Raw genomic sequence first — 21,067 nt, 5'->3', positions numbered from 1 at the left:
TTTCATCACGCTTACCAAGAAGCCTCGGGCTTTAAGTGTTTTGTTGGCTGCTCTTACTCAGCGGGGAAGATCAGCGGGTAGTCCGTTGGCTCTCGGAATTTGCCGTCACACTCGCGCTTGGCGCGATACTCCACGAGTTCCAAATAGCCTTGGGATGTGAAGCGGTGGATTTCAAAAGAGCCGCAATCAGAGAGGCCGCGATCCACTGTGAAACTGGTGAGGGCGTTTCGATTGTGGTCCCAAAAGCTGTTGAACAGAATGTACCGGCTGGTGTTGGGCTGGCCCTTTGGTCGGTCCAGAGAGATGAGTTTGGCAGGCTGCTTGGTATTGCTGGTGCGACGGATATAGAGGTTTGCCAGATTGTGCATGCCCACAGTGCAGGAGAATTCCAGCACCTCGACGCCATTGCCGATGTCATAGAGGTTATACCCGCTGCGTGTGTGTGCATCATGCCAATCACAGGGGTATATCTCGTCCAACAGGTGAAGATATGGTTTTAGTACGGCTTCGTCATGCAGGTTGGCATGGAGGACGGGTTCCACCGGTGCACCTGCGAAAGTGGACTGTGGAACTGATAGCAAAAGTGCAAAGCAAAACAGATGAGCGAATTTTCTCGAAAAACTCTCAAACATCGCAATAAAAACCTAAATCGCGCAAAGCAACGCATTCAATAACGCAACTAGTTTAGGTTGTGTTTTAATCAAAAACAATCTGTTTGACGAAGGGCTTCTCCCAGGACCATGCCAGTGGAAACAGCCATGTTGAGAGACCGCATGCCGTTCTTCATAGGAATCAACAGTCTTGCATCTGCAATTTGATGGATATCCTCCGGAACGCCGGAACTTTCGCGGCCCATTAGGATCAGATCATCTTTCTTGAACGCAAACTGCGTATAGGGGCGTGATCCTTTGGTGGTCATGAGGATAAGTCGGCGCTTTTCTGCTAACTGCCATTCACGAAAACTCTCCCAATCCATATGGCGTTGGAGTTTGGCGCGCTCGATGTAATCCATCCCTGCACGTTTAAGTGCATGATCTGACAGCGGGAAGCCTGCCGGTTCGATCAGGTGTACCGTCACATCCATGCAAGCGGCCAGCCGTAACAGGGTTCCGGTGTTCTGCGGAATGTCTGGCTGGTAAAGGGCAATATCTGGCATGTTGTCGGGTGCTCGCGTTGGGTCCTAAAAGAATGGCTTATGGAAGCATCTCTTGGGCATCTAGAGGAACCCGGGGAAAATCTCCAGAAAAATCATAGAGTTTGTTGATAGGTGAGGCGTTCCGCTGGGCGAAACCTAATGGAAATCAAGAGGTTTCATCGGAATTCGTGATATATGTTGCGAAAAAGATACACCACATCCTAAAGTGGTTTTCCGTATTTTTTGGGGCTAGGCATCTCTCCGCCTTTATGAGTATAAGCATCTCGCACCGGCCGAGAGCCCTCATCTCACTTGACGAGACTCTCCGAGTTGCTGATCGCCCGATCAGCTATTTTTTAACGTTGGAACTAGGGAGACATACATGAATACTGAATTTGTGCTCGTGAACGTAAATGTTCTCCCAGCGACTGGCGCATGCGCTATGCATCCCGCCAAAAACGCAGGCTACGCCGTTTCCGCTTAGAAGGCGGATTTCCAACACTTTCTAGCTCGTATTTTCTTAATGCAGCCCCTTTCACGGACGTATTGCGTCTGCGGTTGCATGCATATGTTGTCGGAGTATCTCCAATGATTACGTCATTTATCTGGGCGCAGATCGCGTCCCGTGACGGTTCTGCATCTCAAATTCCGGTCGATGGTGGCCGGTATGTGCGCTCGGCTGATTCTGAAAAAGGATCATTTTCTCAAAGCCTGGGGCACGCGTTCTGGTTCTTGATGATTAGTGCCGGAGTTGCATTTTTTACAATTATTCCAACGCTTTACGCTGAGTTGGCGTCGGTTGAAATTGTAAGAGCAAACGGAATCGATGAAGCTGGCTCTCTGTTTCAGGGACGTCTGGTGGATACCCTGGTTGGCGCTTTTGCGGTTGGGGTTGGAATTGCCAGTGTGATCTGGACTTTTTCCGGCTCTCCGAGAGACAATCGGGATCCTTACGATCGAGATGAGCGGCTGCAGTAAGCAGCCGTCATCCTCTTACCATGTTGACGTGGTAGCGCACCTCGCAAACCAAATATCTTAATTGGGATTTGTCATGTTCTCTTATTTTGAGAAGCTTATTGACCCATTCAAAATGGAAGAGATCGAGACCCCTCCAAGTAAATTTTGGGGCTTTATCTGGTATTATACCAAGCCTGTTTCAATATTACTTGTTGTAATCGCCTTTTTCGCTGCGGCTATTGCCGTTCTTGAAGTGGTCATCTTTACGTTTATGGGTGATTTGGTGAACTGGTTAGGCACCGAAGACCCTGAAACGTTCTTCGCTGACAACTGGGGACACCTGATCTGGATGGGTGTCGTTCTTCTTGTAATATCGCCAATCATGTCAGCAGTTTGGGAGATGTTCTTCCATCAAGGGTTGGTTGGTAACTATCCAATGCTGATTAGGTGGAAGGGGCACCGGCAGTTACTTCGGCAAAGCTTGACTTTCTTCCATAATGACTTTGCTGGTCGCATTGCTAACAAGCTGATGCAGACCTCTCTTGCTGTGCGAGAAGTTATTACGCGTATTGTCGATATCTTTGTCTATGTCATTGTTTATTTCCTGGCTGCGCTTGTTGTGCTTGCGAGCGCGGATTGGCGTCTTGCATTGCCTATGATTGGCTGGCTGACTTCTTACTTCCTCGTCATGTACGTGTTTGTTCCCAAGCTTAAGCGTATTTCGAAGAAGCAAGCGGATGCCCGGTCTGTGATGACTGGCCATATTGTTGATGCTTATACGAATATCTCGACCGTAAAGCTGTTCTCGCATGCATCGCGCGAAGAAAATTATGCCAAAGGTTCCATGAGCACTTTCATGGATACCGTGCATAAGCAGATGCGGAATGTGACCAAACTGAACATCTGCCTGACACTGATCAACAATCTGCTCTTGTTGTCTCTTGGTGCTCTGTCCATCTGGCTTTGGCAGAGGGCTTTGGTGACAACTGGTGATATTGCGATTGCGATTGGTCTTGCCTTGCGTTTGCAGGGCATGTCTCAGTGGATCCTTTGGGAAGTTGCTGGTCTGTTTGAGAATATCGGCACTGTGCAGGACGGACTGGGTATGTTGTCTCGACATACGGAAGTCACTGATAAGCAAGATGCGAAAGCGCTTGTTGTTTCTGATGCGGAAATTCGCTTTGAAGGTGTGAAGTTCCACTATGGCAAGGGCAGTGGCGTTCTGGAGAACCTTTCGCTCAACATTAAACCGGGTGAGAAAATCGGGATTGTTGGTCGCTCTGGTGCGGGCAAATCTACCCTGATGAACTTGTTGCTGCGCTTCCATGACTTGGAAGGTGGGCACATTGCCATTGATGGTCAGGATATTCGCGGCGTGACGCAGGAGAGCCTGCGTCAGAATGTTGGTGTGGTTTCTCAGGATACTTCTTTGCTGCACCGGACGATCCTGGAAAACATCACCTATGGCAAAGACGGTGCAACTCTGGAAGAGGCAACTGAAGCGGCGAGACGGGCTCATGCTCTGGAGTTTATTGATGGCCTGAAAGACCCTGAAGGGCGGACTGGCTTTGATACTCTGGTGGGCGAGCGCGGTGTGAAGCTCTCTGGCGGTCAGCGTCAGCGCGTCGCTATCGCGCGTGTCTTGCTGAAGGATGCTCCGATCCTTGTTCTGGACGAAGCAACGTCTGCTTTGGACTCAGAAGTGGAAGCTGCGATCCAGGAAAGCCTGTTCGAATTGATGGAAGGTAAGACAGTTATTGCAATTGCCCACCGACTTTCCACAATTGCGGCAATGGATCGCCTCATTGTCATGGATCAAGGCAAGATCGTCGAGATGGGTACCCACGAGGAACTTCTGAAATCTGAAGGTATCTATGGAAACCTCTGGAACCACCAATCTGGCGGTTTCCTTGCACAAGTTGCCGCCGAATAAGGATTCCTGACAGGGAATCAAGCGGTTTAAACCAAAAGTGGTTCGGGGAGAGTTTGCGTCCTATGGTCCCCGAACCACTCGACTTTTGACTCATATTTGCGTGTCAAAATCTCAATTGATCCCGTTTTTTTCCTCTTATGCCCAAGTTGTCTGCGACAATAAGTCCGCAAATTTTTAACCAGTCTAGACAAGTGCGACCATTGGTGGCAGATAGCATCCGTCAATATAAGTGCGTATTTAGCGCATTTTCACCTATGTCTTCTTTGCGGTGTATAGACAGTGACCGGTTTTGACTGGTTGCGGGCCTGTCCTCACAGAAGAGATCGTAGGTGTTCTCTTTCAATTTTGTTTCGAGAGGACGCGACCTTGGAACACACGGACACGGCTGAACCGTCACGCCGCGATTTTCTTTACATCGCGACCGGTGCCGTGGGCGCGGTCGGTGCGGGAGCTCTGGCTTGGCCCTTTATCCATCAGATGAACCCCGATGCATCTGCACTGGCTTTGGCTTCTATCGAAGTTGATGTTTCTGCGGTTGAAGTTGGGCAATCCATCACTGTGACCTGGCGTGGTAAGCCGGTCTTTATCCGTCAACGTACGGAAAAAGAGATCGCTGAAGCGACAGAAGTGCCTATTGCTGATCTACCAGACCAGTTTGCACGTAATGCTAACCTAGAAGATGGTGCGGACGCTTCTGACGCAAACCGCGCTACGACAGGCAAAGAAGCCTGGCTCGTTATGGTTGGCGTTTGTACGCACCTAGGCTGTGTGCCTCTTGGTGAAGCTGGTGAATACGGCGGCTGGTTCTGTCCATGTCACGGCTCCCACTACGACACTGCTGGTCGTATTCGTAAAGGCCCGGCTCCAGAAAACATGCTCGTGCCGCCTTACAAGTTTTCCGGCGACGACGTTGTTGTAATCGGCTGACGAGGCCCTTTCAGGAGGCAGCTATGGCTGGTCATTCTACTTATGAACCGCAAAACGCTGGCGCCAAATGGCTTGAGCGTCGTTTGCCGGTACTCTCCCTTGTACATGGGAGTTTTGTTGCGTTTCCTACCCCGAAGAACCTGAACTACTGGTGGACCTTCGGCGGTATCGCATTCTTCGTGCTCGTTGTTCAGCTCATTACCGGTATCGTTCTGGTGATGCACTACACGCCGAATGATGCGCTCGCATTTGCTTCCGTTGAGCACATCATGCGCGATGTGAACTACGGTTGGTTGATGCGTTATCTGCACTCAAACGGTGCATCCATGTTCTTCTTTGCTGTGTACATCCATATCTTCCGCGGTATGTACTACGGTTCTTACAAAGAGCCGCGCGAACTTGCATGGATCCTGGGCGTACTGCTGTTCTTCCTCATGGTGCTTACTGCATTCATGGGCTACGTGCTTCCTTGGGGCCAGATGTCTCTTTGGGGTGCAACGGTTATTACGAACCTGTTCTCTGCAGTTCCAGTTGTTGGTGAAGCAATCACCACATGGCTCTGGGGTGGTTTCGCAGTTGGTAACCCAACACTGAACCGCTTCTTCTCACTGCACTATCTGCTGCCGTTCGTGATCCTGGGCGTTGTGATGCTGCACATCTGGGCGTTCCACGTTGCTGGTAACAACAACCCAGTTGGTGTTGATCCTAAGTCCGAGAAAGATACAGTTCCATTCCATCCGTATTACACGTTGAAGGATCTGTTCGCGATCGTTGTCTTTATGATCCTGTTCTCCTGGTTCGTGTTCTACCTGCCAAACTATCTGGGTCATGCTGATAACTACATTCCAGCGAACCCAATGGTGACACCAGCGCATATCGTTCCAGAATGGTTCCTTCTGCCATTTTACGCGATCCTGCGTGCGATCACTTTCGATGTTGGTCCAATTCCTTCCAAACTCGGTGGCGTGATTGCCATGGGTGGTGCGATTGCGATCTTGTTCGTGTTGCCTTGGCTTGACACTTCCAAAGTTCGTTCAGCGAATTACCGTCCTGTTTACCGGTTCTTCTTCTGGCTCTTCTTCTTCACCACAATCATGTTGGGGTGGCTTGGATCTAAGCCTGCTGAGCAGCCATACATTGCCTGGATCCAGTTCTTTACGGTCCTCTACTTCGCACACTTCCTGATCGTTCTTCCAGTTCTCGGACTGATCGAAACGCCTCGGAAAGTTCCTGACTCAATCAACGATGCAGTGCTGGGTAAGTCCAGTGATGCGGCTTAAGGGCAGGGGATTTTAAAGATGAAAAATCTATTGTTCAAAAGCGCTCGTGCTCTGGCTGTTGTTGCAGGTCTTGCTGTAGCTGGTCCGGCTCTTGCAGCTGGCGATGGACCTCACGTAGAAAAGCAGCCTTGGTCTTTTGCTGGCCCATTCGGTCAGTTTGACAAAGCGCAGTTGCAGCGCGGCTTCCAGGTGTACCAGGAAGTTTGTTCTGCCTGTCATGGACTGAGCTACGTCGCATTCCGTAACCTTGCTGAGGAAGGCGGACCAGGTTTCTCTGTTGATGAAGTGAAGGCTCTTGCAGCTGAATACTCCATCGAAGATGGCCCGGACAGTGAAGGTGAAATGTTTGAGCGTGACGGCAAGCCGTTCGACAAATTCCCATCACCATTCCCGAACGAGCAAGCGGCACGTGCTTCTAACAATGGTGCTTACCCACCAGATCTTTCTTTGATGGCAAAAGCGCGCGCTGCCCTTCGTGGTTTCCCTTGGTTTGTTCTTGATGTTGCTACGCAGTATCAGGAAAACGGCCCGGATTACCTGTACGGCCTGCTCACTGGCTACCATGAGGCACCTGAGGGTGTTGAGGTTCCAGAAGGTCAGTATTACAATCCTGGCTTCATTTCAGGGTCCACGCTTGCAATGGCGCCTCCGCTTTCTGATGAGCTGGTTGAGTACTCCGACGGTTCTCCAATGACTGTTGATCAGTATGCTCGTGACGTTTCTGCATTCCTGATGTGGACTGCTGAGCCTCATCTGGAATCACGCAAGCGTATCGGCTTTGGTGTGATGGCATTCCTGATCCTGTTCGCATCGCTGCTGTACTTTACAAAGCGTAAGATCTGGAGAGATGTTGACCACTAAGGTCACATTTATAAATTCAAAAAGGGCTATCCTAATCGGGTAGCCCTTTTTTTTGGGGTTGGTGGCTGGATTTGATGTACCGCCAACTTCCCATCAGTGAATCAGGTAAGGTTGCGCCGACACAGGCAAAGCGGAGAGAGCAATATGCAGGCGGTTCTGGGCATTATCGGAGGTTCTGGCCTCTACAATATCCCTGGTTTTGAAAATGCCCGATGGGAACGGATCGAAAGCCCGTGGGGTGAGCCAAGTGATGATGTTTGCATCGGCGAGATTGGTGGTCTGAAGGTTGTTTTCTTACCTCGTCACGGTCGCGGACATGTGCACTCTCCAACCGAGATCAACTATCGCGCAAATATTGACGTGCTTAAGCGGGCTGGTGTTACTGATCTGATTTCCGTCAGCGCCTGCGGATCCTTGAAAGAGGAGTATGCTCCGGGAACTTTCGTTCTTGTTGACCAGTTCATTGATCGTACGTTTGCGCGTGAGAAGAGCTTCTTTGGCACAGGCTGCGTGGCGCACGTCTCCGTTGCTGACCCTGTTTCGCCGCTGCTGGTTGATGTTGTTGAAAGTGCTTGTCAAGAAGAGGGCCTTACGTATAGCCGTGGCGGCACTTATCTGGCTATGGAAGGTCCGCAGTTTTCTTCCAAGGCAGAAAGTCATCTCTACCGGTCCTGGGGCTGTGACGTTATTGGCATGACAAACATGCCAGAAGCCAAACTGGCCCGAGAAGCAGAAATCAGTTATTCAACTGTGGCGATGGTAACGGATTACGACAGTTGGCATGCTGACCATGGAAATGTCGATATCAACGCGATCATCAAGGTTTTACATGAGAACGTAGAAAGCGCTCAAAAGCTTGTGCTCGCTGTTGCCCGGAAACTGCCGAAGGAGCACCAGCAATGCCCAGTTGGCTCCAATACGGCACTTGATTTTGCGATTATGACTGCTGACGACAAAAGAGACCCGGCACTGCTTGCAAAGCTTGATGCTGTTGCTGGACGTGTGCTGCGCAAATAATCGAGCACAGATCGCTTATGGGGCTCTCATTGAAGGGCCTCTGACAGAAAATAATGCAATTCAAACGCGGAAATGACCATGACTGACAAATTTAATACAATCTCAGAGGAGCTGATTGCGTCCATCCGGACCATCCCAGATTATCCGAAGGAAGGTATTCTGTTTCGCGACATCACCACTCTGCTGAGCGAGCCTCGTGCGTTCCGCCGTGCCGTCGATGCATTGGTGCAGCCATGGGCTGGTTCGAAGATTGAACAGGTTGCTGGTATCGAGGCGCGTGGTTTCATTCTTGGTGGTGCCGTTGCGCACCAGCTCTCCGCCGGTTTCTTGCCAGTGCGCAAGAAGGGTAAACTGCCGTTCAAAACCATCGAGCAGGAATATGAGCTGGAGTATGGTACCGATACCATCGAAATCCACTGTGATGCTGTGAAGCCGGGTGACAAAGTCATTCTGGTTGATGACTTGATTGCGACTGGCGGAACTGCAGAGGCTGCTGTGAAGCTGCTCAGAAGCGCTGGCGCTGATATTGTGGCTGCGTGCTTTATTGTCGATTTGCCAGAACTGCAAGGACGTGCAAAACTGGAAGCACTCGATATTCCTGTCAGGACATTGGTGGAGTTTCCCGGTCATTGAATGACGCCTTTGTAGAGAATGGCCCGCAATTTTCTGAGGCCTTCAACCACGATTTTGAATTGCTTTTGAAATGGCGCCGGGATGTGCGCCATTTTAAGCAGGACATTATTGATCGCGAAACCGTTGACGAGCTTTTGCGATTAACTGATCTTTCCCCGAGCGTCGGCAACAGTCAGCCCTGGCGCTTTATAGAGATGAGCCAACCTGCAAACAGAGAGGCTGTTTATCTCAATTTCCAACAGGCAAATTCAAAGGCTTTGAAAGGCTATAAGGGTGAGCGTGCGGAGAGCTATGCCAAGCTCAAGCTGCAAGGTTTGACCGATGCTCCGCTGCAATTTGCCGTTTTTTGTGATCTTGATCCAACACAGGGAAGTGGGCTCGGGCGGCAGACTATGCCAGAGACGCTGGCTTATTCTTGTGTTAGCGCAATTAATTGCCTCTGGCTTGCTGCTAGAGCAAAAGGCATTGGCGTCGGTTGGGTGTCTATTCTCAACCCGGACAGTATCGGGCAGTTGTTTGGTGTTCCTGAAAACTGGAAGTTTGTTGCCTATCTTTGCATAGGTTACCCCTGTGAGAACAACGAAGTCCCCGAACTGCAGCGCACTGGCTGGCAGGCACGTACTGCCACTGAATTGCGAATGTTAAAAGATATTGATTTAGTCAGGCCAGAAGCCAAACAGGAGTCTTCTTCGTGTCAATCCAAGTAAGAGCAATTGAACCAGAAGATCGAGAGCAGGTTGTTGAACTGCTCGTTACCCGGTGGACCAGTCCTGAGCAATTGCTTGATGGTGAAACGGTGGATGCCTCACGTCTGCCTGGATATCTCGCTCTGGATGAAGGGCGTCTTGTGGGGATGATTACCCTGATCAAACGTGATCAGGAATGGGAGATCCTCACGCTCGATTCGCTGCAGCGTTGGGGCGGCATTGGTACGCTTCTGCTGGATGCTTCCGTCGATGCTGCACGGCAGGAAGGCCTTGGCCGGATTATGGTGCGGACCTCAAACGACAATCTCGATGCATTTCGGTTTTATCAAAGACGCGGCTTCCGTTTAGAAAAAGTGGTGCAAGGCGTCATTGACGAGGAGCGTAAGTTAAAGCCCGAAATACCAGTCACAGGCTTGCACGGCATCCCGCTGCGTGATGAAGTGATTTTTGGCCGCGACATTACCGGAAATCGATCTTAGCTTTACATTCAAACGGTCTTTGATTAATTTTATGAAAGATTGAATAAAATTGTACATGAGGGTTGTGTTGTGATCGTCCGCATAATCGAATTGGTGCGACGCTATAGAACGATACGGCTCTCCTTACTGGCCACTGTACTGGATTGCTCTGTCGATGAGATCCTGTATGCCGTTGATGGCCTGGAAAACAACAATATCATGCGCGTGCGAGGCAGTTCCCTGGTTTCGAATGAGGCCATTGCAGAGAGTGATATCAGCGTGCGCATGCATTCTCGGTTTGCCGAGAAGAATGCCATTGGCAAACTTGCAGCCAGTCTGATTAAGGATGGTGAGCGTTTGCTGATTGAGGCGGGCAGTACGCTTTCCCTTTTTGCCAATCATCTGAAAGAGAAGAAAGATCTCTCCATCGCGACGACGAGTCCGCTGATAGCGGAGAGTCTTGTCCGCCATAGTCGTACGTGTAGCGTTGAGCTGATTGGCGGTAGGCTGGAAGCGCATACCACTGCGCTTCATGGTGAAGAGACGCAGGCGCGTATTCGCGACCTGCAGGTGGATTGGACCATCCTGAGCCCTACGAGCATGTGTATTCAAAAAGGGGCCTGCTACTTCCACAAGGTTGATGCTGAAACCAGCTTACTGATGCAGCGTAGTGCGAAGAAAACCATGATGCTGAGCGACAGTTCTAAGTTGGGTGTCCCTAGTCGTTACACAGCGCAAACAATGCAAGGTGTTGATGTCTTTATTACTGATAATAATGGGGAATTAGGCTTTGCTGAAGTGGATCATCATCTTAGAAAAGCACGCGTTTTTCATGCGATTTCAGAGGATGCTGACAGCGAAGATTTCATTCTTCTGAATAGTTGATAAATTTTAATCTTTTTCGATAAAAATGAACGTTGTTTACTACCGGAATAGTATCTTGGATCTAGGCCAATTTAGATGATTAATGACTTAATGGTGGACGTTCTTGCCAATCTGGTTAAACGCCACAGACGTATTTCATTGACTGCCGCGGCAGATATTTTAGGAATGGATTTTGAGGAGCTCACCAGTCTGGCAAAGGTCTTGTCGGATCGTGAGGAGTTTGAACTCTTCGATAATTCAATTTGCTTCCTCATGCCACGAGACCAGGATGCCTATCGGGTAAGGCTTCGCAGCCATTACATTGAGAAGTATGCAATTGGTCGGCTGGCAACCTCCTTCTTTAAGACTGGTGACCATGTGGTTGTTGAGTCCGGAAGCACAATGACAATCCTGGCGCAGCATCTTGCTCAGGTGCAGCAAATCAAGGTTTCGACCAACTCATATGCAGTCGCCTCTATGATGATTGGGGCTGAGACGGCTGCAGACATCCATGTGATTGGCGGCAATCTCTACACAGACGGGCAGGGGGCTTTGGGGCCGATTGCTCTGGATACTGTTGAGAGCCTTGAGGCGGACTGGGGAATCATTTGTCCCGTCGGTTTGTCCACCGAAGGGGATCTCATGTACTACGTGGAAGAGGAGGCTAAGTTTGCGCGGGCGGTCATGGCGTCTTGCAAACGAACTATGGTGCTGTGTAACTCCAGTAAAATTGGTGTCCCGAGCCGGTTTGTTGCCAATTCATGCGCTCAGGCAGATATGCTGATCGTGGATAGTGGTGTTGAGCCGAGTATTCTTGATAAGCTGATTGCACAGGGCGTGAAAGAAGTCCATGTGGCTGATGTGGAGGCTGAGGCTTCCAGCGAGATCGTATTGCTGGATATCTGATTTTTATCTCATTGATTTTTAAATAAAAAAGGCGCTCGATTGAGCGCCTTTTGTTTTATAGCGATTGTGCCATAAATCTATGTGTTGAATTTGAAGAGCAACACATCGCCATCCTGAACGATGTATTCCTTGCCTTCATCGCGTGCTTTACCTGCTTCTTTAGCTGGGTTTTCGCCGCCAAGCTCAACGTAGTCGTTGTAAGCGATGGTTTGCGCGCGAATGAAGCCGCGTTCAAAGTCCGTATGGATGACGCCAGCAGCCTGAGGGGCTTTGGTGCCTCTTGATACGGTCCAGGCGCGTGTTTCTTTCGGGCCAGCTGTGAAGTAGGTGATCAGGTGCAGCAGGTTGTAGCCTGCGCGGATCAAGCGGTCGAGACCAGGCTCTTCCAGACCCATGTCAGCCATGTACTCACGCTGTTCTTCGTCTTCCAGCTGTGCAATTTCAGCTTCAATCGCGGCTGAGATGACAACAGAGGCTGCGCCTTGCTCTTCTGCCATAGCCTGAACCTTAGCCGATAGGCTGTTGCCTTTGTCTGCAGATTCTTCTTCCACGTTACACACGTAGAGAACTGGCTTTGATGTGAGCAGGTTCAGCATTTCCAGCTGTTTGACGTCTTCTGGGTCAGTCAGGCCAAGTGCGCGCACTGGCTTGCCATCCTGAAGAATTGCGAGAGCCTGTTCCATGATCGGAAGAGCCATCTTCGCGTCTTTGTCGCCAGACTTTGCTTTTTTAGCGAGCGGCGCAATACGCTTTTCGAGGCTTTCCATATCAGAAACCATGAGTTCGGTTTCTACGGTTTCTGCATCAGCGATTGGATCGATCTTGCCATCAACGTGCGTGATGTCATCGTCTTCGAAGCAGCGCAGAACGTGTGCGATTGCGTCTACTTCACGGATGTTTGCAAGGAACTGGTTGCCCAGACCTTCACCCTTGGATGCACCACGTACGAGGCCTGCGATGTCTACAAAAGTCAGGCGGGTCGGGATAATCTCTTTGGAGCCCGCGATTGACGCGATCTTGGACTGGCGTGGATCTGGCACAGCAACATCACCAGTGTTTGGCTCAATGGTGCAGAACGGATAGTTTGCTGCCTGTGCCGCTGCTGTCTTTGTCAGAGCGTTGAAGAGGGTAGACTTACCAACGTTAGGCAAGCCGACGATACCGCACTGAAAACCCATTTACTCTTGTCCTTTCGATCCAAACAGCTGCTCAAGCGCTGACGCGAGCGGCCCTTTTTTGTTAGCTTCTTTGTCTTGGTAGCCCGTTGCCTTTGGAGCTGGCTTTTTTTCTGGTTCAGGCTTGGCGGTGTCCTGCTTCTTTTTAGCAGCAGCCTCGCGAGAACCATCCTTTTTGTAAGGTTTGCCAGAGCCTTCCGGGCGAGTTGCCAGTGTCACCTTATTGGCGAACTGGTTGTCGTTATGTTGTGCAAGCAATGGAGCGTTATCTGCAACGGCCTCCAAAAGAGGCTCCAGCCACTCCTGATCCGCTTTTGCAAAGTCACCCAAGACCCATTGATGTACGCGGTCTTTATGGCCGGGATGGCCAATGCCAAGGCGTACACGACGATAGGCATCTGTGATGTGTGCTGTGATTGAGCGCAGGCCATTGTGACCTCCGTGACCCCCGCCATTCTTCATGCGAAATTTCGCAGGAGGCAGGTCCAGCTCGTCATAGAGCACGACAACGTCTTGTGGGGTGAGCTTGTAGAAACGGAGTGCTTCACCTACAGAACGACCGGATTCGTTCATGTAGGTCATTGGCTTCATCAGCAGGACTTTTTCGCCTGCCAGAGTGCCTTCAGAAACCTGAGCCTGAAAGCGAGCCCGCCACGGGCTGAATGAGCTATGGCGGCGATGAATTTCATCTGCCGCCATGAACCCGATATTGTGACGATTACTCTCGTATTTAGGGCCTGGATTACCGAGGCCGACTAACAGCTTCATAGGTATTGTCCCAAGCCCTAGTTAGAGAATTACTCTTCGCCTTCACCTTCTTCAGAAGCGTCGTCGTCTTCTTTCAGACCAGCTGGTGCAACAATCGTGGAGATTGTGAAGTCGCGGTCTGTAATGGTCGGAGCACAACCAGCTGGGAGCTTAACAGCAGAAATATGCTGAGAAGAACCGAGGTCGGCAGCGCCAAGATCGATTTCGAGAGCTTCTGGGATAGCGTTCGCAGGAACAGTCATTTCAACGGTGTGACGTACAACGTTGATAACACCACCGCGTTTCAGGCCTGGGGAAGTTTCTTCGTTCAGGAACTTCACTGGGATTTCAACGGTCAGAGTAGCATTTGCAGAAACACGCAGGAAATCAACGTGCATCAGAGTGTCTTTAACTGGATGCAGCTGGAAGTCTTTTGCAATTACAGAAGTCTTTTCGCCGTTCAGGTCGATTGTACCGACGTGAGACAGGAAACCGCCCTTATGCAGGGTCATGGTTGCTTCTTTAATTGGCAGGTTGATAGACACTGCTTCTTTTTTGTCGCCGTAGATTACTGCTGGTACAAGACCTTCACGACGAGCTGCACGAGCGGCCCCCTTGCCGGCCCGTTCACGCACCTGTGCTTTCAGCTCATAGCTGTTTGCCATGGTGGAATCTCCTAGTTTGATTATAAAAGTAAGGCCGCGGGAGCGACAGAATTCTGCGCTCAACTACGGCCAACTCCGCACGCCTCCTCCAAGGGTGTCGACGTACGCGGCTCGTATAACCGATACTCCCAGAAAGAGCAAGGGCAACTGCCGAGCCTACAATAAGAAAAACCGGGGCGTACCCCGGTTTCTCAAAGCTTGTGATTAGAGCTCGTCGCGTTCATTTGCATTCACGCATCGTACTCTAACACCTTTGTTGGAGCGAATTCTTGTCGTTTGATTGAAACCAATCAAACGGAACGCGCTCTAAAGCGAATTATGAATCGAACAAGCTGGAAACAGAACGTTCCTGCGATGTGCGGTTGATCGCTTCGCCCATGAGTGGGGCAATAGAAATAGTGCGGATGTTTGGAGCGGCCTGAACAGCAGCGGTTGGCTCAATGGAATCGGTGATTACCAGTTCCTTGAGCTTGGATGCTGAAACGCGTGCAACTGCGCCACCTGAGAGCACGCCATGCGTAATATAGGCCGTGACTGATTTTGCACCAGCAGCAAGAAGCGCATCCGCTGCGTTGCAAAGGGTTCCGCCTGAATCGACGATATCATCCACGAGGATACAATCGTAGCCGCTCACATCACCGATGATGTTCATGACTTCGGATTCACCAGGCTTGTCGCGGCGCTTGTCAACGATGGATAGAGGAGCTTCAATGCGCTTTGCTAGTGCACGCGCACGAACCACACCGCCAACATCCGGAGAAACAACCATGACGTTGGTTGTGTCATAGTGCTCTTTGATGTCACGGGTCATCACCGGCGCACCGTAAAGGTTGTCGGTTGGGATGTCGAAGAAGCCCTGAATCTGCGCAGCATGCAGATCGAGTGTGAGAACTCTGTCTGCACCAGCATTGGTGATCAGGTTGGAAACGAGTTTCGCAGAGATTGGCGTACGAGGCGCTGACTTACGGTCCTGACGGGCGTAGCCAAAGTATGGAACCACTGCGGTAATACGACGTGCTGAAGAACGGCGGAGTGCATCAATGATGATCAGCAGTTCCATGAGGTGGTCATTTGCCGGATAGCTTGTAGGCTGAATGACAAAGACGTCCTCACCGCGCACGTTCTCCTGGATTTCAACGTAGATTTCTTGGTCTGCAAAGCGGCGAACCTGGCACTTCGCCAATGGTACATCAAGATACTTTGAAATTTGCTCGGCCAGCGCGCGATTGGAGTTACCCGCGACGATTTTCATAACCCGCAAGTCCTTCTTGGGCTTTGATCTCACCCTGTGACATTCGTCGGTGGTGAGGTGGAAATTTGCGTCCCTTGGTGGAACCCGATTTCTTCTGGTAAGGCGTCCTGACAGGTCGCCTTGCGCGCCTTTTAGCAACCTCGTCTTACGCCGACAATAGCCAGAACGCACAGCAGCTCAGCTTTTTTGCAAAAGCTGAGCTGCATAATCGTGTATCCTATTGATTTTATTAGGTCACTTGCTGTGTAACCATGCTTCTAAAGAAGCAATTGTTCTGGTCGCAATTCTTCGCAGCGCGTCACTTGAAATCGATGCCCATGGGTCACCAGAGTTGCCGCCAGTTTGCTCCTGACCATCAATCCGATGAACACGGTTGCCATTTGCATCAATAATATCAAATACATAGAAGACGGTGGTGGTATACTGGTCTCCAGCTGCGGTCAAGAATCCTTTGACTCGGTACGTTGCTGGTGCACCAACACGTCTGACGAGGTTGAGATTCGCTGCTGCTGCGCGATTCCCCAGTTGCCCAGAAAGATCGTCGGCAATATTGCCAGGCAGTCCGGTTAGCTGCTCAAATGCAAAAGTTGCTTTTGCCGGAGAGACAGTTGGAGGAGCTGACTTGGTTTCAATCATGTCCCCGATGCTGGAAGGGGGAAGAGGGTTTGCTGCACAGCCTGCAAGAATTGCCATAGCGGCAATGATTAATACCCGAGGTAAAAGTACGAGCTTCAGCATGTCAGTCCTTAAAGTCCACTCAGAGAATCAGCGTGGGGTGCCCCAATAGATTCGTAAAGGTTAATTATGGCAGTCTTTACCCTGCCTTCACAGGGAGGTCGAGAGAAAGCTGTGATAAGCTTTCAGGCCCATCTGCGTGTGTGATGTAGGTTTGGCCCAAAGTCATAGCGGTTTCGCTGTCTGAATCCATGATGATCATGTGCATAAACAACACCATGTTTTCCTGAATTTCATGTGCATTTTCTTTGAAAGCCATATAGGGCGGCTCCATCCAGCTTGGTGTAAAGCGGGCACCAAGTGAATATCCGCAGGCATTGAGGCGGTGTGGCATCAGGCCGCGATCATCCAGAATGTTGGCGTGTGCAGCAAACAGATCGCCAAACGTATTGCCCACCTGCATGGCTTGTTCAACAGCCAAGAGAGCATCTTTTGCAGCGCGATGGAGTTCCAGATGGCGCGGTGTTGGCTCTCCGAGAATAACGGTGCGGATGGAGGCTGCGTGATAATGGCGGTAAACGCCCGCCCATTCTATGGTGAGCTGATCGTTTTCTGAGAGCGTTCTGCGGCCAGATTTGTAGCGGCAGAGCAAGGCGTCAGGGCCTGAGCCAATGACAAATTCGTTGGCCGGATAGTCGCCGCCGCCTTCAAATACTGCGCTTTGCATCTTTGCCAGAATGCGGCCTTCGTCGGCTCCAGGTTTGATTTCTTCCATACCTGCAAGGAAAGCGGCATCGGCAAGCTTGCCGGCTGTGCGCACATATTCGAGCTCTGTTGGAGATTTGACCAGACGGAGCTCTTTTATGATGTCGGAGGCGTCCTCTACGTCTGCGAAGGAATGGAGAGATTCGTCTAATAACCGGCCATTGGCAGCGGTGAGGCCGTGGGTGTCATATTCTACGCCGATGCGGGTGCCGAGCAGATCGAGATCAAACAGAAGCTCTTTGACCTGACCAACCGGAGATTTGCCAGCCACATCCATCCAGAGGCGAATGTCTTTGAGGTTGGAAGTGTTGCGGGCTTGTCGCAGGTCAGCAGAGCGGGTGAGTAGGATGGGCTCTTCACCGGGGCGGTAAATCAAACACTGGAAGAAGCAGTAACCGAAGGTGTCAAAACCTGTCAGCCAATACATGCTCTCCTGTGCGAAGATCAGCAGGCAATCGAGATGACGCTCTTTGAGTTTGGCGTCCAGAGCAGCACGGCGCTCAGCAAATTCTTCCGGTGCAAAGTGCAGGGCCATGGTCTTCTCCCAATCCATAGTTCGCAAAGCAATCTGAAACAGAACTTACTCTTGCTCGCCCGTCAGCACAATCAGGCGGTCAACATGATAGTTGATATCTGGCGTCCGTAATCTGGTTCTTTGTTATGGGTGGTTCTTCGGTAGGAGAAGAACCTATCCGCATCTGCATATGTGCATAGTTCGAGGTCGATGACGTCTTTGAGGCCGAGTTTGTCGAGTTGAGCTTTGATGAAAGCTGGCAGATCAAACATGCTATGCAGTGGCTTTTCTGAGGGAACGAAGAAGCGTTGGTTGTCCTGAGACTGTTCGAGGAAGCGCACCACAAACTCCGGGCCAACCTCATAAGCCTGCTGCGAGATCATCGGGCCCATCACAGCGGTGATGTTTGATGGGGTTGCACCCAGTTGCTGCATGGCTTGAATGGTGTTGGGCAGGATGCCGTCGACGGCGCCTTTCCAGCCTGAATGGGCTGCACCGATAACTCCGTTGTCCGGATCAGCGAACAGGATCGGGCCACAGTCCGCAGTCAGGATGCCGATGGCGAGGCCGGGCGTGCTGGTGACGAGAGCGTCTGCGCGTTTGTCATCCTCATCAGCAAAGGGGGCAGATACGCTCAGAACCTTGGTGGAGTGGATCTGGTAGGGCGTGACCATCCGTTCAGGCATTGTGCCGAGCTGGGCGGCGACGCGGCGGCGGTTTTCCAGAACGTCTTCGCGGTTATCGCTTGAGCCCAAGCCGACATTGAGGCCTTTATAGATGCCGGAGGAAACGCCTCCTTCGCGGGTGAAGAAGCCATGTGAAAGGCGTTGCATTGCTTCAAGCTCAGGCACTTTAATCATTGGCTTCTCCTTGTTGTGGTGGGTTCAATTCTGGAATGGAATTGGTTTTTCTGATGTGTTGATGATGCAGAGGACTTTGAAGAGGTTTCCCATCTGATCATCGGCAGCGAGGCGCTCCACGTCTTTACGGATCTGGTCCTGATCCAGCGTGGACTTGCCGGTTCCAAGTTGTCCGGCGCGCTCCAGCAATCCAAGGCCGAGCAGAAACTCGCCCTGACCGATTGGGCCGTGGACATTGGCTCCTTCTGCAGTGGCTGCGCTGGCGAGTGCCTGAAAGTTGACGTGGGCGGTTAAGTCCGCTTCGCCGCAATGTTCCAGTGTGGAAACGTACTCGTGTTTTTTGAGGGCCTGGAAGGTGTCGCCGGTGGCAGTTTTCGCATAGCCGTAGTCGATGAGCAGAGCGGCGCCACCATTCGCTTTGAGACGCTGTCCAATTTGTGAGGCAATCGCGGTGGAGGCGGGAGACAGCTCCAGCGTATCGCCCATTTTTGCCTGCAATCCGGCTTTTGCGACATCGGCTGGAGACAACGTACCTGAGCCTATACCGAATGTGAGGTTGCCATTATCATCCAGTCCAACACAGCGTTCACGCCAGCCGTGCTCGGTGAGTTGGTACTGGTGGATCGGCAGGGCATCAAAAAGCTCGTTGGCAACGAGCAAGGTTGGACCATCCGGGATGGTCTCCAGCGTGTCGTGCCACTTGATTGTGTAGGCTTTGAGCAGCTTACGCTGTGCTTTGCGTAAGGATGGGCTGGTTTCTACCAAATGGATCTGAATGTTGGCGAGCAGCTGCGGGCGCAACGAGATAACGCGCAGGATGTCTTTCATCAAGGTACCGCGGCCCGGACCCATTTCGATCAGATGCACCGGACCTTTCAAATCCTGTGAAAGCCATTGATGCATAAGCCATGCGCCAATTAACTCGCCGAACAGCTGTGAGATCTCCGGCGCAGTGGTGAAGTCACCTTTCGTCCCGAATGGCTGCTGGCGCATGTAGTAGCCATGTTCGGGATCAGACAGGCACATGCCCATGTATTCGGCGAGGGGCATTGGACCATGGTCCGCGATGCGCTTTTTGATTTTTGCCTGAAGAGGCGTGGCCGCAGAGCTGGTCATTTTGCTTCTTTGTTTTCTGTGTTTCTTTTGAGTGCCCAAATCACGACGACAATGCCGATCAAAACCATTGGCAGGCTCAACAGCATTCCCATGGTAAAGAAGCCTGCGAGGTAGCCGATGTGTGCATCTGGTACGCGGTAGAATTCTACGAAGGTGCGTGCCAGACCATAACCGATGGCGAAGCTGCCCGCGAGTACGCCGGGTTTTTGCAGCAGTTTGAAGCGGTGGGACAACAGGCGCAGCACGAAGAACAGAAGTGCTCCTTCCAGCGCTGCTTCATAAAGCTGGCTTGGGTGTCTTGGTTCTGGTCCGCCGGTTGGGAAGACAACGGCCCATGCCACATCTGTTGGGCGGCCCCAAAGCTCTGAGTTGATGAAGTTGGCGATACGCCCGAAAAAGAGGCCGATTGGGGCTGCTATAGCGGCCAGATCAAACATGGTCCAGCCGGACAGGCCGCGTGCTCTGGAATAGATGATCAGCACAACAATCATGCCCAACAAGCCACCGTGGAAGGCCATGCCTCCCTCCCAGACAGCCAAAATGTCTGCTGGATTAGCGAGGTAGTAGGGCAGATTGTAGAACAGGACGTAGCCGAGGCGACCACCCAGAACAATGCCGAGCGTTGCCCACATGACGAAGTCGTCGATGTCCGTTGCTGTGGGATGAGCTGTCTTGTTCCAAAGAGGCGAGTTGCGGACGGTTACGATCATGTAGCGCCATGCAAGAAGAATTCCGGCGATATATGCCAGTGCATACCAACGGATGGCCAGTGGTCCGAATTCAATCAGAACCGGATCAATCATCGGGAAAGGTATTGCTAAGAGCGGCATATGAAACCCTTCTATTATTAAAGTGCCTTGCGCTCAGTGGCCCTCGCGCACTTCACTCTAATTCGGTTTATTTGAGCGCATTGCAAGTGTTTGATCGGAGGTTATCAAACCTCATGCGCTTCAGTTCAGCGAGCATTCCGATAAGTGAAGGATTTGGTCAAGTGGTTTGTGGCAGGTGTTCAACACAAGCTTTCGGCATCTTACTGACAGGTTCTTTAGGGTTCTGGGTGCAAATCGGCTCTCAGCGCTTGAAACTGACGGGCCGGACCAATACTTGTTTGTAAGAGATAAATTTAAAGAGGACGCCATGAGCCAGTCTCCAAATCGCATGTTCGACGAGTTTGCAAAGCTGATGACCGATGCCGCTGGTGTTGCGCAGGGTGCCAAGCGGGAAGTAGAAACCGCATTCCGAGCGCAGGCCGAGCGTTTCATGTCGGATATGGATTTGGTTTCGCGTGATGAGTTTGACACAGTCAAAGACATGGCGATCAAAGCGCTTGATGAAGTTGAAAAGCTTGAAGAGCGCCTTGCAGCAGTAGAAAAGCGCCTTGCCGATCTAGATGAAAAAGCTGCGCCAGAAGACAAAGCGTAGGTTTGGCTGAAAATTACATGTGAATATGCTGTGGGCGGCTTTGAGTCGTCCACAATTTTCGCAATGATCTGTCTATTCCCCCTATAGGGGAAAGGCCAAATCTATCGGTATATTGGCAAAAAAGGGATTCGATGTCCTGCATCAATAGTTCCGGTCTGGAACTTCCTTTGTAGTACATGCTTCTATCCAAGAGCACGT

Annotated in this window: 23 protein-coding genes; 12 read left to right on the top strand and 11 right to left on the bottom strand. The window is 51.2% G+C overall.

Features of this window, described 5'->3' with window-relative positions; translation table 11 throughout:
- Positions 1-53: 53 nt before the first annotated feature.
- Positions 54-542, bottom strand: coding sequence for a DUF1176 domain-containing protein (locus BM231_RS07830; protein ID WP_208860180.1), 489 nt, complete (start codon positions 540-542; stop codon positions 54-56).
- A gap of 158 nt (positions 543-700) precedes the next feature.
- The gene (locus tag BM231_RS07825) at positions 701-1,156 is read right to left on the bottom strand and encodes a tRNA (cytidine(34)-2'-O)-methyltransferase (protein WP_093518265.1); all 456 of its coding nucleotides are present in this window, start codon (positions 1,154-1,156) and stop codon (positions 701-703) included.
- A gap of 567 nt (positions 1,157-1,723) precedes the next feature.
- On the opposite strand from BM231_RS07825, the gene BM231_RS07820 reads away from it, so the two are divergent.
- From BM231_RS07820 to BM231_RS07770, 11 genes are all read left to right on the top strand, one after another.
- On the top strand, positions 1,724-2,113 hold the full coding sequence (locus BM231_RS07820) for a hypothetical protein (RefSeq protein WP_093518263.1): 390 nt from the start codon (positions 1,724-1,726) through the stop codon (positions 2,111-2,113).
- Positions 2,114-2,186: 73 nt separating this feature from the next.
- Positions 2,187-4,025, top strand: a complete 1,839-nt coding sequence (locus tag BM231_RS07815; protein ID WP_093518261.1) for an ABC transporter ATP-binding protein — start codon at positions 2,187-2,189, stop codon at positions 4,023-4,025.
- A 366-nt stretch (positions 4,026-4,391) separates the two neighbouring features.
- Positions 4,392-4,952, top strand: a complete 561-nt coding sequence (gene petA / locus BM231_RS07810) for a ubiquinol-cytochrome c reductase iron-sulfur subunit (protein WP_063312580.1) — start codon at positions 4,392-4,394, stop codon at positions 4,950-4,952.
- Positions 4,953-4,975: 23 nt separating this feature from the next.
- Positions 4,976-6,232, top strand: coding sequence for a cytochrome b (locus BM231_RS07805; RefSeq protein WP_093518259.1), 1,257 nt, complete (start codon positions 4,976-4,978; stop codon positions 6,230-6,232).
- Positions 6,233-6,250: 18 nt separating this feature from the next.
- Entirely contained in the window at positions 6,251-7,093 is an 843-nt protein-coding gene (locus BM231_RS07800) for a cytochrome c1 (RefSeq protein ID WP_093518257.1), read from the top strand.
- Positions 7,094-7,237: 144 nt separating this feature from the next.
- Complete coding sequence (locus BM231_RS07795) at positions 7,238-8,110, top strand: S-methyl-5'-thioadenosine phosphorylase (RefSeq protein ID WP_093518255.1); 873 nt, start codon at positions 7,238-7,240, stop codon at positions 8,108-8,110.
- 78 nt (positions 8,111-8,188) lie between these two features.
- Positions 8,189-8,743, top strand: a complete 555-nt coding sequence (locus tag BM231_RS07790; RefSeq protein WP_063312704.1) for an adenine phosphoribosyltransferase — start codon at positions 8,189-8,191, stop codon at positions 8,741-8,743.
- Complete coding sequence (bluB, locus tag BM231_RS07785) at positions 8,740-9,450, top strand: 5,6-dimethylbenzimidazole synthase (protein WP_093518253.1); 711 nt, start codon at positions 8,740-8,742, stop codon at positions 9,448-9,450. Before BM231_RS07790 ends, bluB begins: the two co-directional genes overlap by 4 nt.
- Positions 9,435-9,929 (top strand): GNAT family N-acetyltransferase, encoded by a 495-nt coding sequence (locus tag BM231_RS07780; RefSeq protein WP_093518251.1) that lies wholly within the window; start codon positions 9,435-9,437, stop codon positions 9,927-9,929. The genes bluB and BM231_RS07780 overlap by 16 nt, the downstream gene beginning before the upstream one ends.
- 69 nt (positions 9,930-9,998) lie before the next feature.
- Positions 9,999-10,793, top strand: coding sequence for a DeoR/GlpR family DNA-binding transcription regulator (locus BM231_RS07775; protein ID WP_093518250.1), 795 nt, complete (start codon positions 9,999-10,001; stop codon positions 10,791-10,793).
- Positions 10,794-10,868: 75 nt separating this feature from the next.
- Positions 10,869-11,678: a DeoR/GlpR family DNA-binding transcription regulator gene (locus BM231_RS07770; RefSeq protein WP_208860179.1), complete on the top strand. Its 810-nt coding sequence runs from the start codon at positions 10,869-10,871 to the stop codon at positions 11,676-11,678.
- Between the two features lie 77 nt (positions 11,679-11,755).
- Here BM231_RS07770 and ychF read toward each other — a convergent pair whose 3' ends face one another.
- The 9 genes from ychF to lgt all read right to left on the bottom strand — a co-directional run bounded on the left by ychF (position 11,756) and on the right by lgt (position 20,277).
- Positions 11,756-12,856 carry a redox-regulated ATPase YchF gene (gene ychF / locus BM231_RS07765; RefSeq protein ID WP_093518248.1) on the bottom strand — a complete coding sequence of 367 codons (1,101 nt, stop codon included), beginning with the start codon at positions 12,854-12,856 and terminating at the stop codon, positions 11,756-11,758.
- Positions 12,857-13,621 carry an aminoacyl-tRNA hydrolase gene (gene pth / locus BM231_RS07760; RefSeq protein WP_093518246.1) on the bottom strand — a complete coding sequence of 255 codons (765 nt, stop codon included), beginning with the start codon at positions 13,619-13,621 and terminating at the stop codon, positions 12,857-12,859.
- A gap of 29 nt (positions 13,622-13,650) precedes the next feature.
- The gene (locus BM231_RS07755; protein ID WP_093518244.1) at positions 13,651-14,265 is read right to left on the bottom strand and encodes a 50S ribosomal protein L25/general stress protein Ctc; all 615 of its coding nucleotides are present in this window, start codon (positions 14,263-14,265) and stop codon (positions 13,651-13,653) included.
- Between the two features lie 316 nt (positions 14,266-14,581).
- Positions 14,582-15,517 carry a ribose-phosphate pyrophosphokinase gene (locus BM231_RS07750; RefSeq protein WP_093518242.1) on the bottom strand — a complete coding sequence of 312 codons (936 nt, stop codon included), beginning with the start codon at positions 15,515-15,517 and terminating at the stop codon, positions 14,582-14,584.
- Between the two features lie 234 nt (positions 15,518-15,751).
- Positions 15,752-16,255: a hypothetical protein gene (locus BM231_RS07745; protein ID WP_093518240.1), complete on the bottom strand. Its 504-nt coding sequence runs from the start codon at positions 16,253-16,255 to the stop codon at positions 15,752-15,754.
- Between the two features lie 76 nt (positions 16,256-16,331).
- Positions 16,332-17,492 (bottom strand): M24 family metallopeptidase, encoded by a 1,161-nt coding sequence (locus BM231_RS07740; protein WP_208860178.1) that lies wholly within the window; start codon positions 17,490-17,492, stop codon positions 16,332-16,334.
- Between the two features lie 71 nt (positions 17,493-17,563).
- Positions 17,564-18,331 carry a peptidoglycan editing factor PgeF gene (gene pgeF, locus BM231_RS07735; protein WP_093518236.1) on the bottom strand — a complete coding sequence of 256 codons (768 nt, stop codon included), beginning with the start codon at positions 18,329-18,331 and terminating at the stop codon, positions 17,564-17,566.
- A gap of 24 nt (positions 18,332-18,355) precedes the next feature.
- Positions 18,356-19,447 carry a class I SAM-dependent methyltransferase gene (locus BM231_RS07730; RefSeq protein ID WP_093518234.1) on the bottom strand — a complete coding sequence of 364 codons (1,092 nt, stop codon included), beginning with the start codon at positions 19,445-19,447 and terminating at the stop codon, positions 18,356-18,358.
- Positions 19,444-20,277 (bottom strand): prolipoprotein diacylglyceryl transferase, encoded by an 834-nt coding sequence (lgt, locus tag BM231_RS07725; protein ID WP_093518232.1) that lies wholly within the window; start codon positions 20,275-20,277, stop codon positions 19,444-19,446. Before lgt ends, BM231_RS07730 begins: the two co-directional genes overlap by 4 nt.
- 307 nt (positions 20,278-20,584) lie before the next feature.
- On the opposite strand from lgt, the gene BM231_RS07720 reads away from it, so the two are divergent.
- On the top strand, positions 20,585-20,869 hold the full coding sequence (locus BM231_RS07720; protein WP_057463662.1) for an accessory factor UbiK family protein: 285 nt from the start codon (positions 20,585-20,587) through the stop codon (positions 20,867-20,869).
- The last annotated feature ends 198 nt before the right edge of the window (positions 20,870-21,067 follow it).

The sequence above is a fragment of the Pseudovibrio ascidiaceicola genome (assembly GCF_900114245.1).
In the GTDB taxonomy this organism is placed as follows: Bacteria; Pseudomonadota; Alphaproteobacteria; order Rhizobiales; family Stappiaceae; genus Pseudovibrio; species Pseudovibrio ascidiaceicola.
The sequence above is the reverse complement of the archived record's forward strand: the minus strand, read 5'-3'. Positions and strand labels throughout refer to the sequence as shown.

Coding starts and splice junctions, on each gene's coding strand:
- BM231_RS07825 (WP_093518265.1), bottom strand. CDS start 1,156: ATGCCAGATATTGCCCTTTACCAGCCAGACATTCCGCAGAACACCGGA.
- BM231_RS07820 (WP_093518263.1), top strand. CDS start 1,724: ATGATTACGTCATTTATCTGGGCGCAGATCGCGTCCCGTGACGGTTCT.
- BM231_RS07815 (WP_093518261.1), top strand. CDS start 2,187: ATGTTCTCTTATTTTGAGAAGCTTATTGACCCATTCAAAATGGAAGAG.
- BM231_RS07805 (WP_093518259.1), top strand. CDS start 4,976: ATGGCTGGTCATTCTACTTATGAACCGCAAAACGCTGGCGCCAAATGG.
- BM231_RS07800 (WP_093518257.1), top strand. CDS start 6,251: ATGAAAAATCTATTGTTCAAAAGCGCTCGTGCTCTGGCTGTTGTTGCA.
- BM231_RS07795 (WP_093518255.1), top strand. CDS start 7,238: ATGCAGGCGGTTCTGGGCATTATCGGAGGTTCTGGCCTCTACAATATC.
- BM231_RS07790 (WP_063312704.1), top strand. CDS start 8,189: ATGACTGACAAATTTAATACAATCTCAGAGGAGCTGATTGCGTCCATC.
- BM231_RS07770 (WP_208860179.1), top strand. CDS start 10,869: ATGATTAATGACTTAATGGTGGACGTTCTTGCCAATCTGGTTAAACGC.
- ychF (WP_093518248.1), bottom strand. CDS start 12,856: ATGGGTTTTCAGTGCGGTATCGTCGGCTTGCCTAACGTTGGTAAGTCT.
- pth (WP_093518246.1), bottom strand. CDS start 13,621: ATGAAGCTGTTAGTCGGCCTCGGTAATCCAGGCCCTAAATACGAGAGT.
- BM231_RS07755 (WP_093518244.1), bottom strand. CDS start 14,265: ATGGCAAACAGCTATGAGCTGAAAGCACAGGTGCGTGAACGGGCCGGC.
- BM231_RS07750 (WP_093518242.1), bottom strand. CDS start 15,517: ATGAAAATCGTCGCGGGTAACTCCAATCGCGCGCTGGCCGAGCAAATT.
- BM231_RS07745 (WP_093518240.1), bottom strand. CDS start 16,255: ATGCTGAAGCTCGTACTTTTACCTCGGGTATTAATCATTGCCGCTATG.
- BM231_RS07740 (WP_208860178.1), bottom strand. CDS start 17,492: ATGGCCCTGCACTTTGCACCGGAAGAATTTGCTGAGCGCCGTGCTGCT.
- pgeF (WP_093518236.1), bottom strand. CDS start 18,331: ATGATTAAAGTGCCTGAGCTTGAAGCAATGCAACGCCTTTCACATGGC.
- BM231_RS07730 (WP_093518234.1), bottom strand. CDS start 19,447: ATGACCAGCTCTGCGGCCACGCCTCTTCAGGCAAAAATCAAAAAGCGC.
- lgt (WP_093518232.1), bottom strand. CDS start 20,277: ATGCCGCTCTTAGCAATACCTTTCCCGATGATTGATCCGGTTCTGATT.
- BM231_RS07720 (WP_057463662.1), top strand. CDS start 20,585: ATGAGCCAGTCTCCAAATCGCATGTTCGACGAGTTTGCAAAGCTGATG.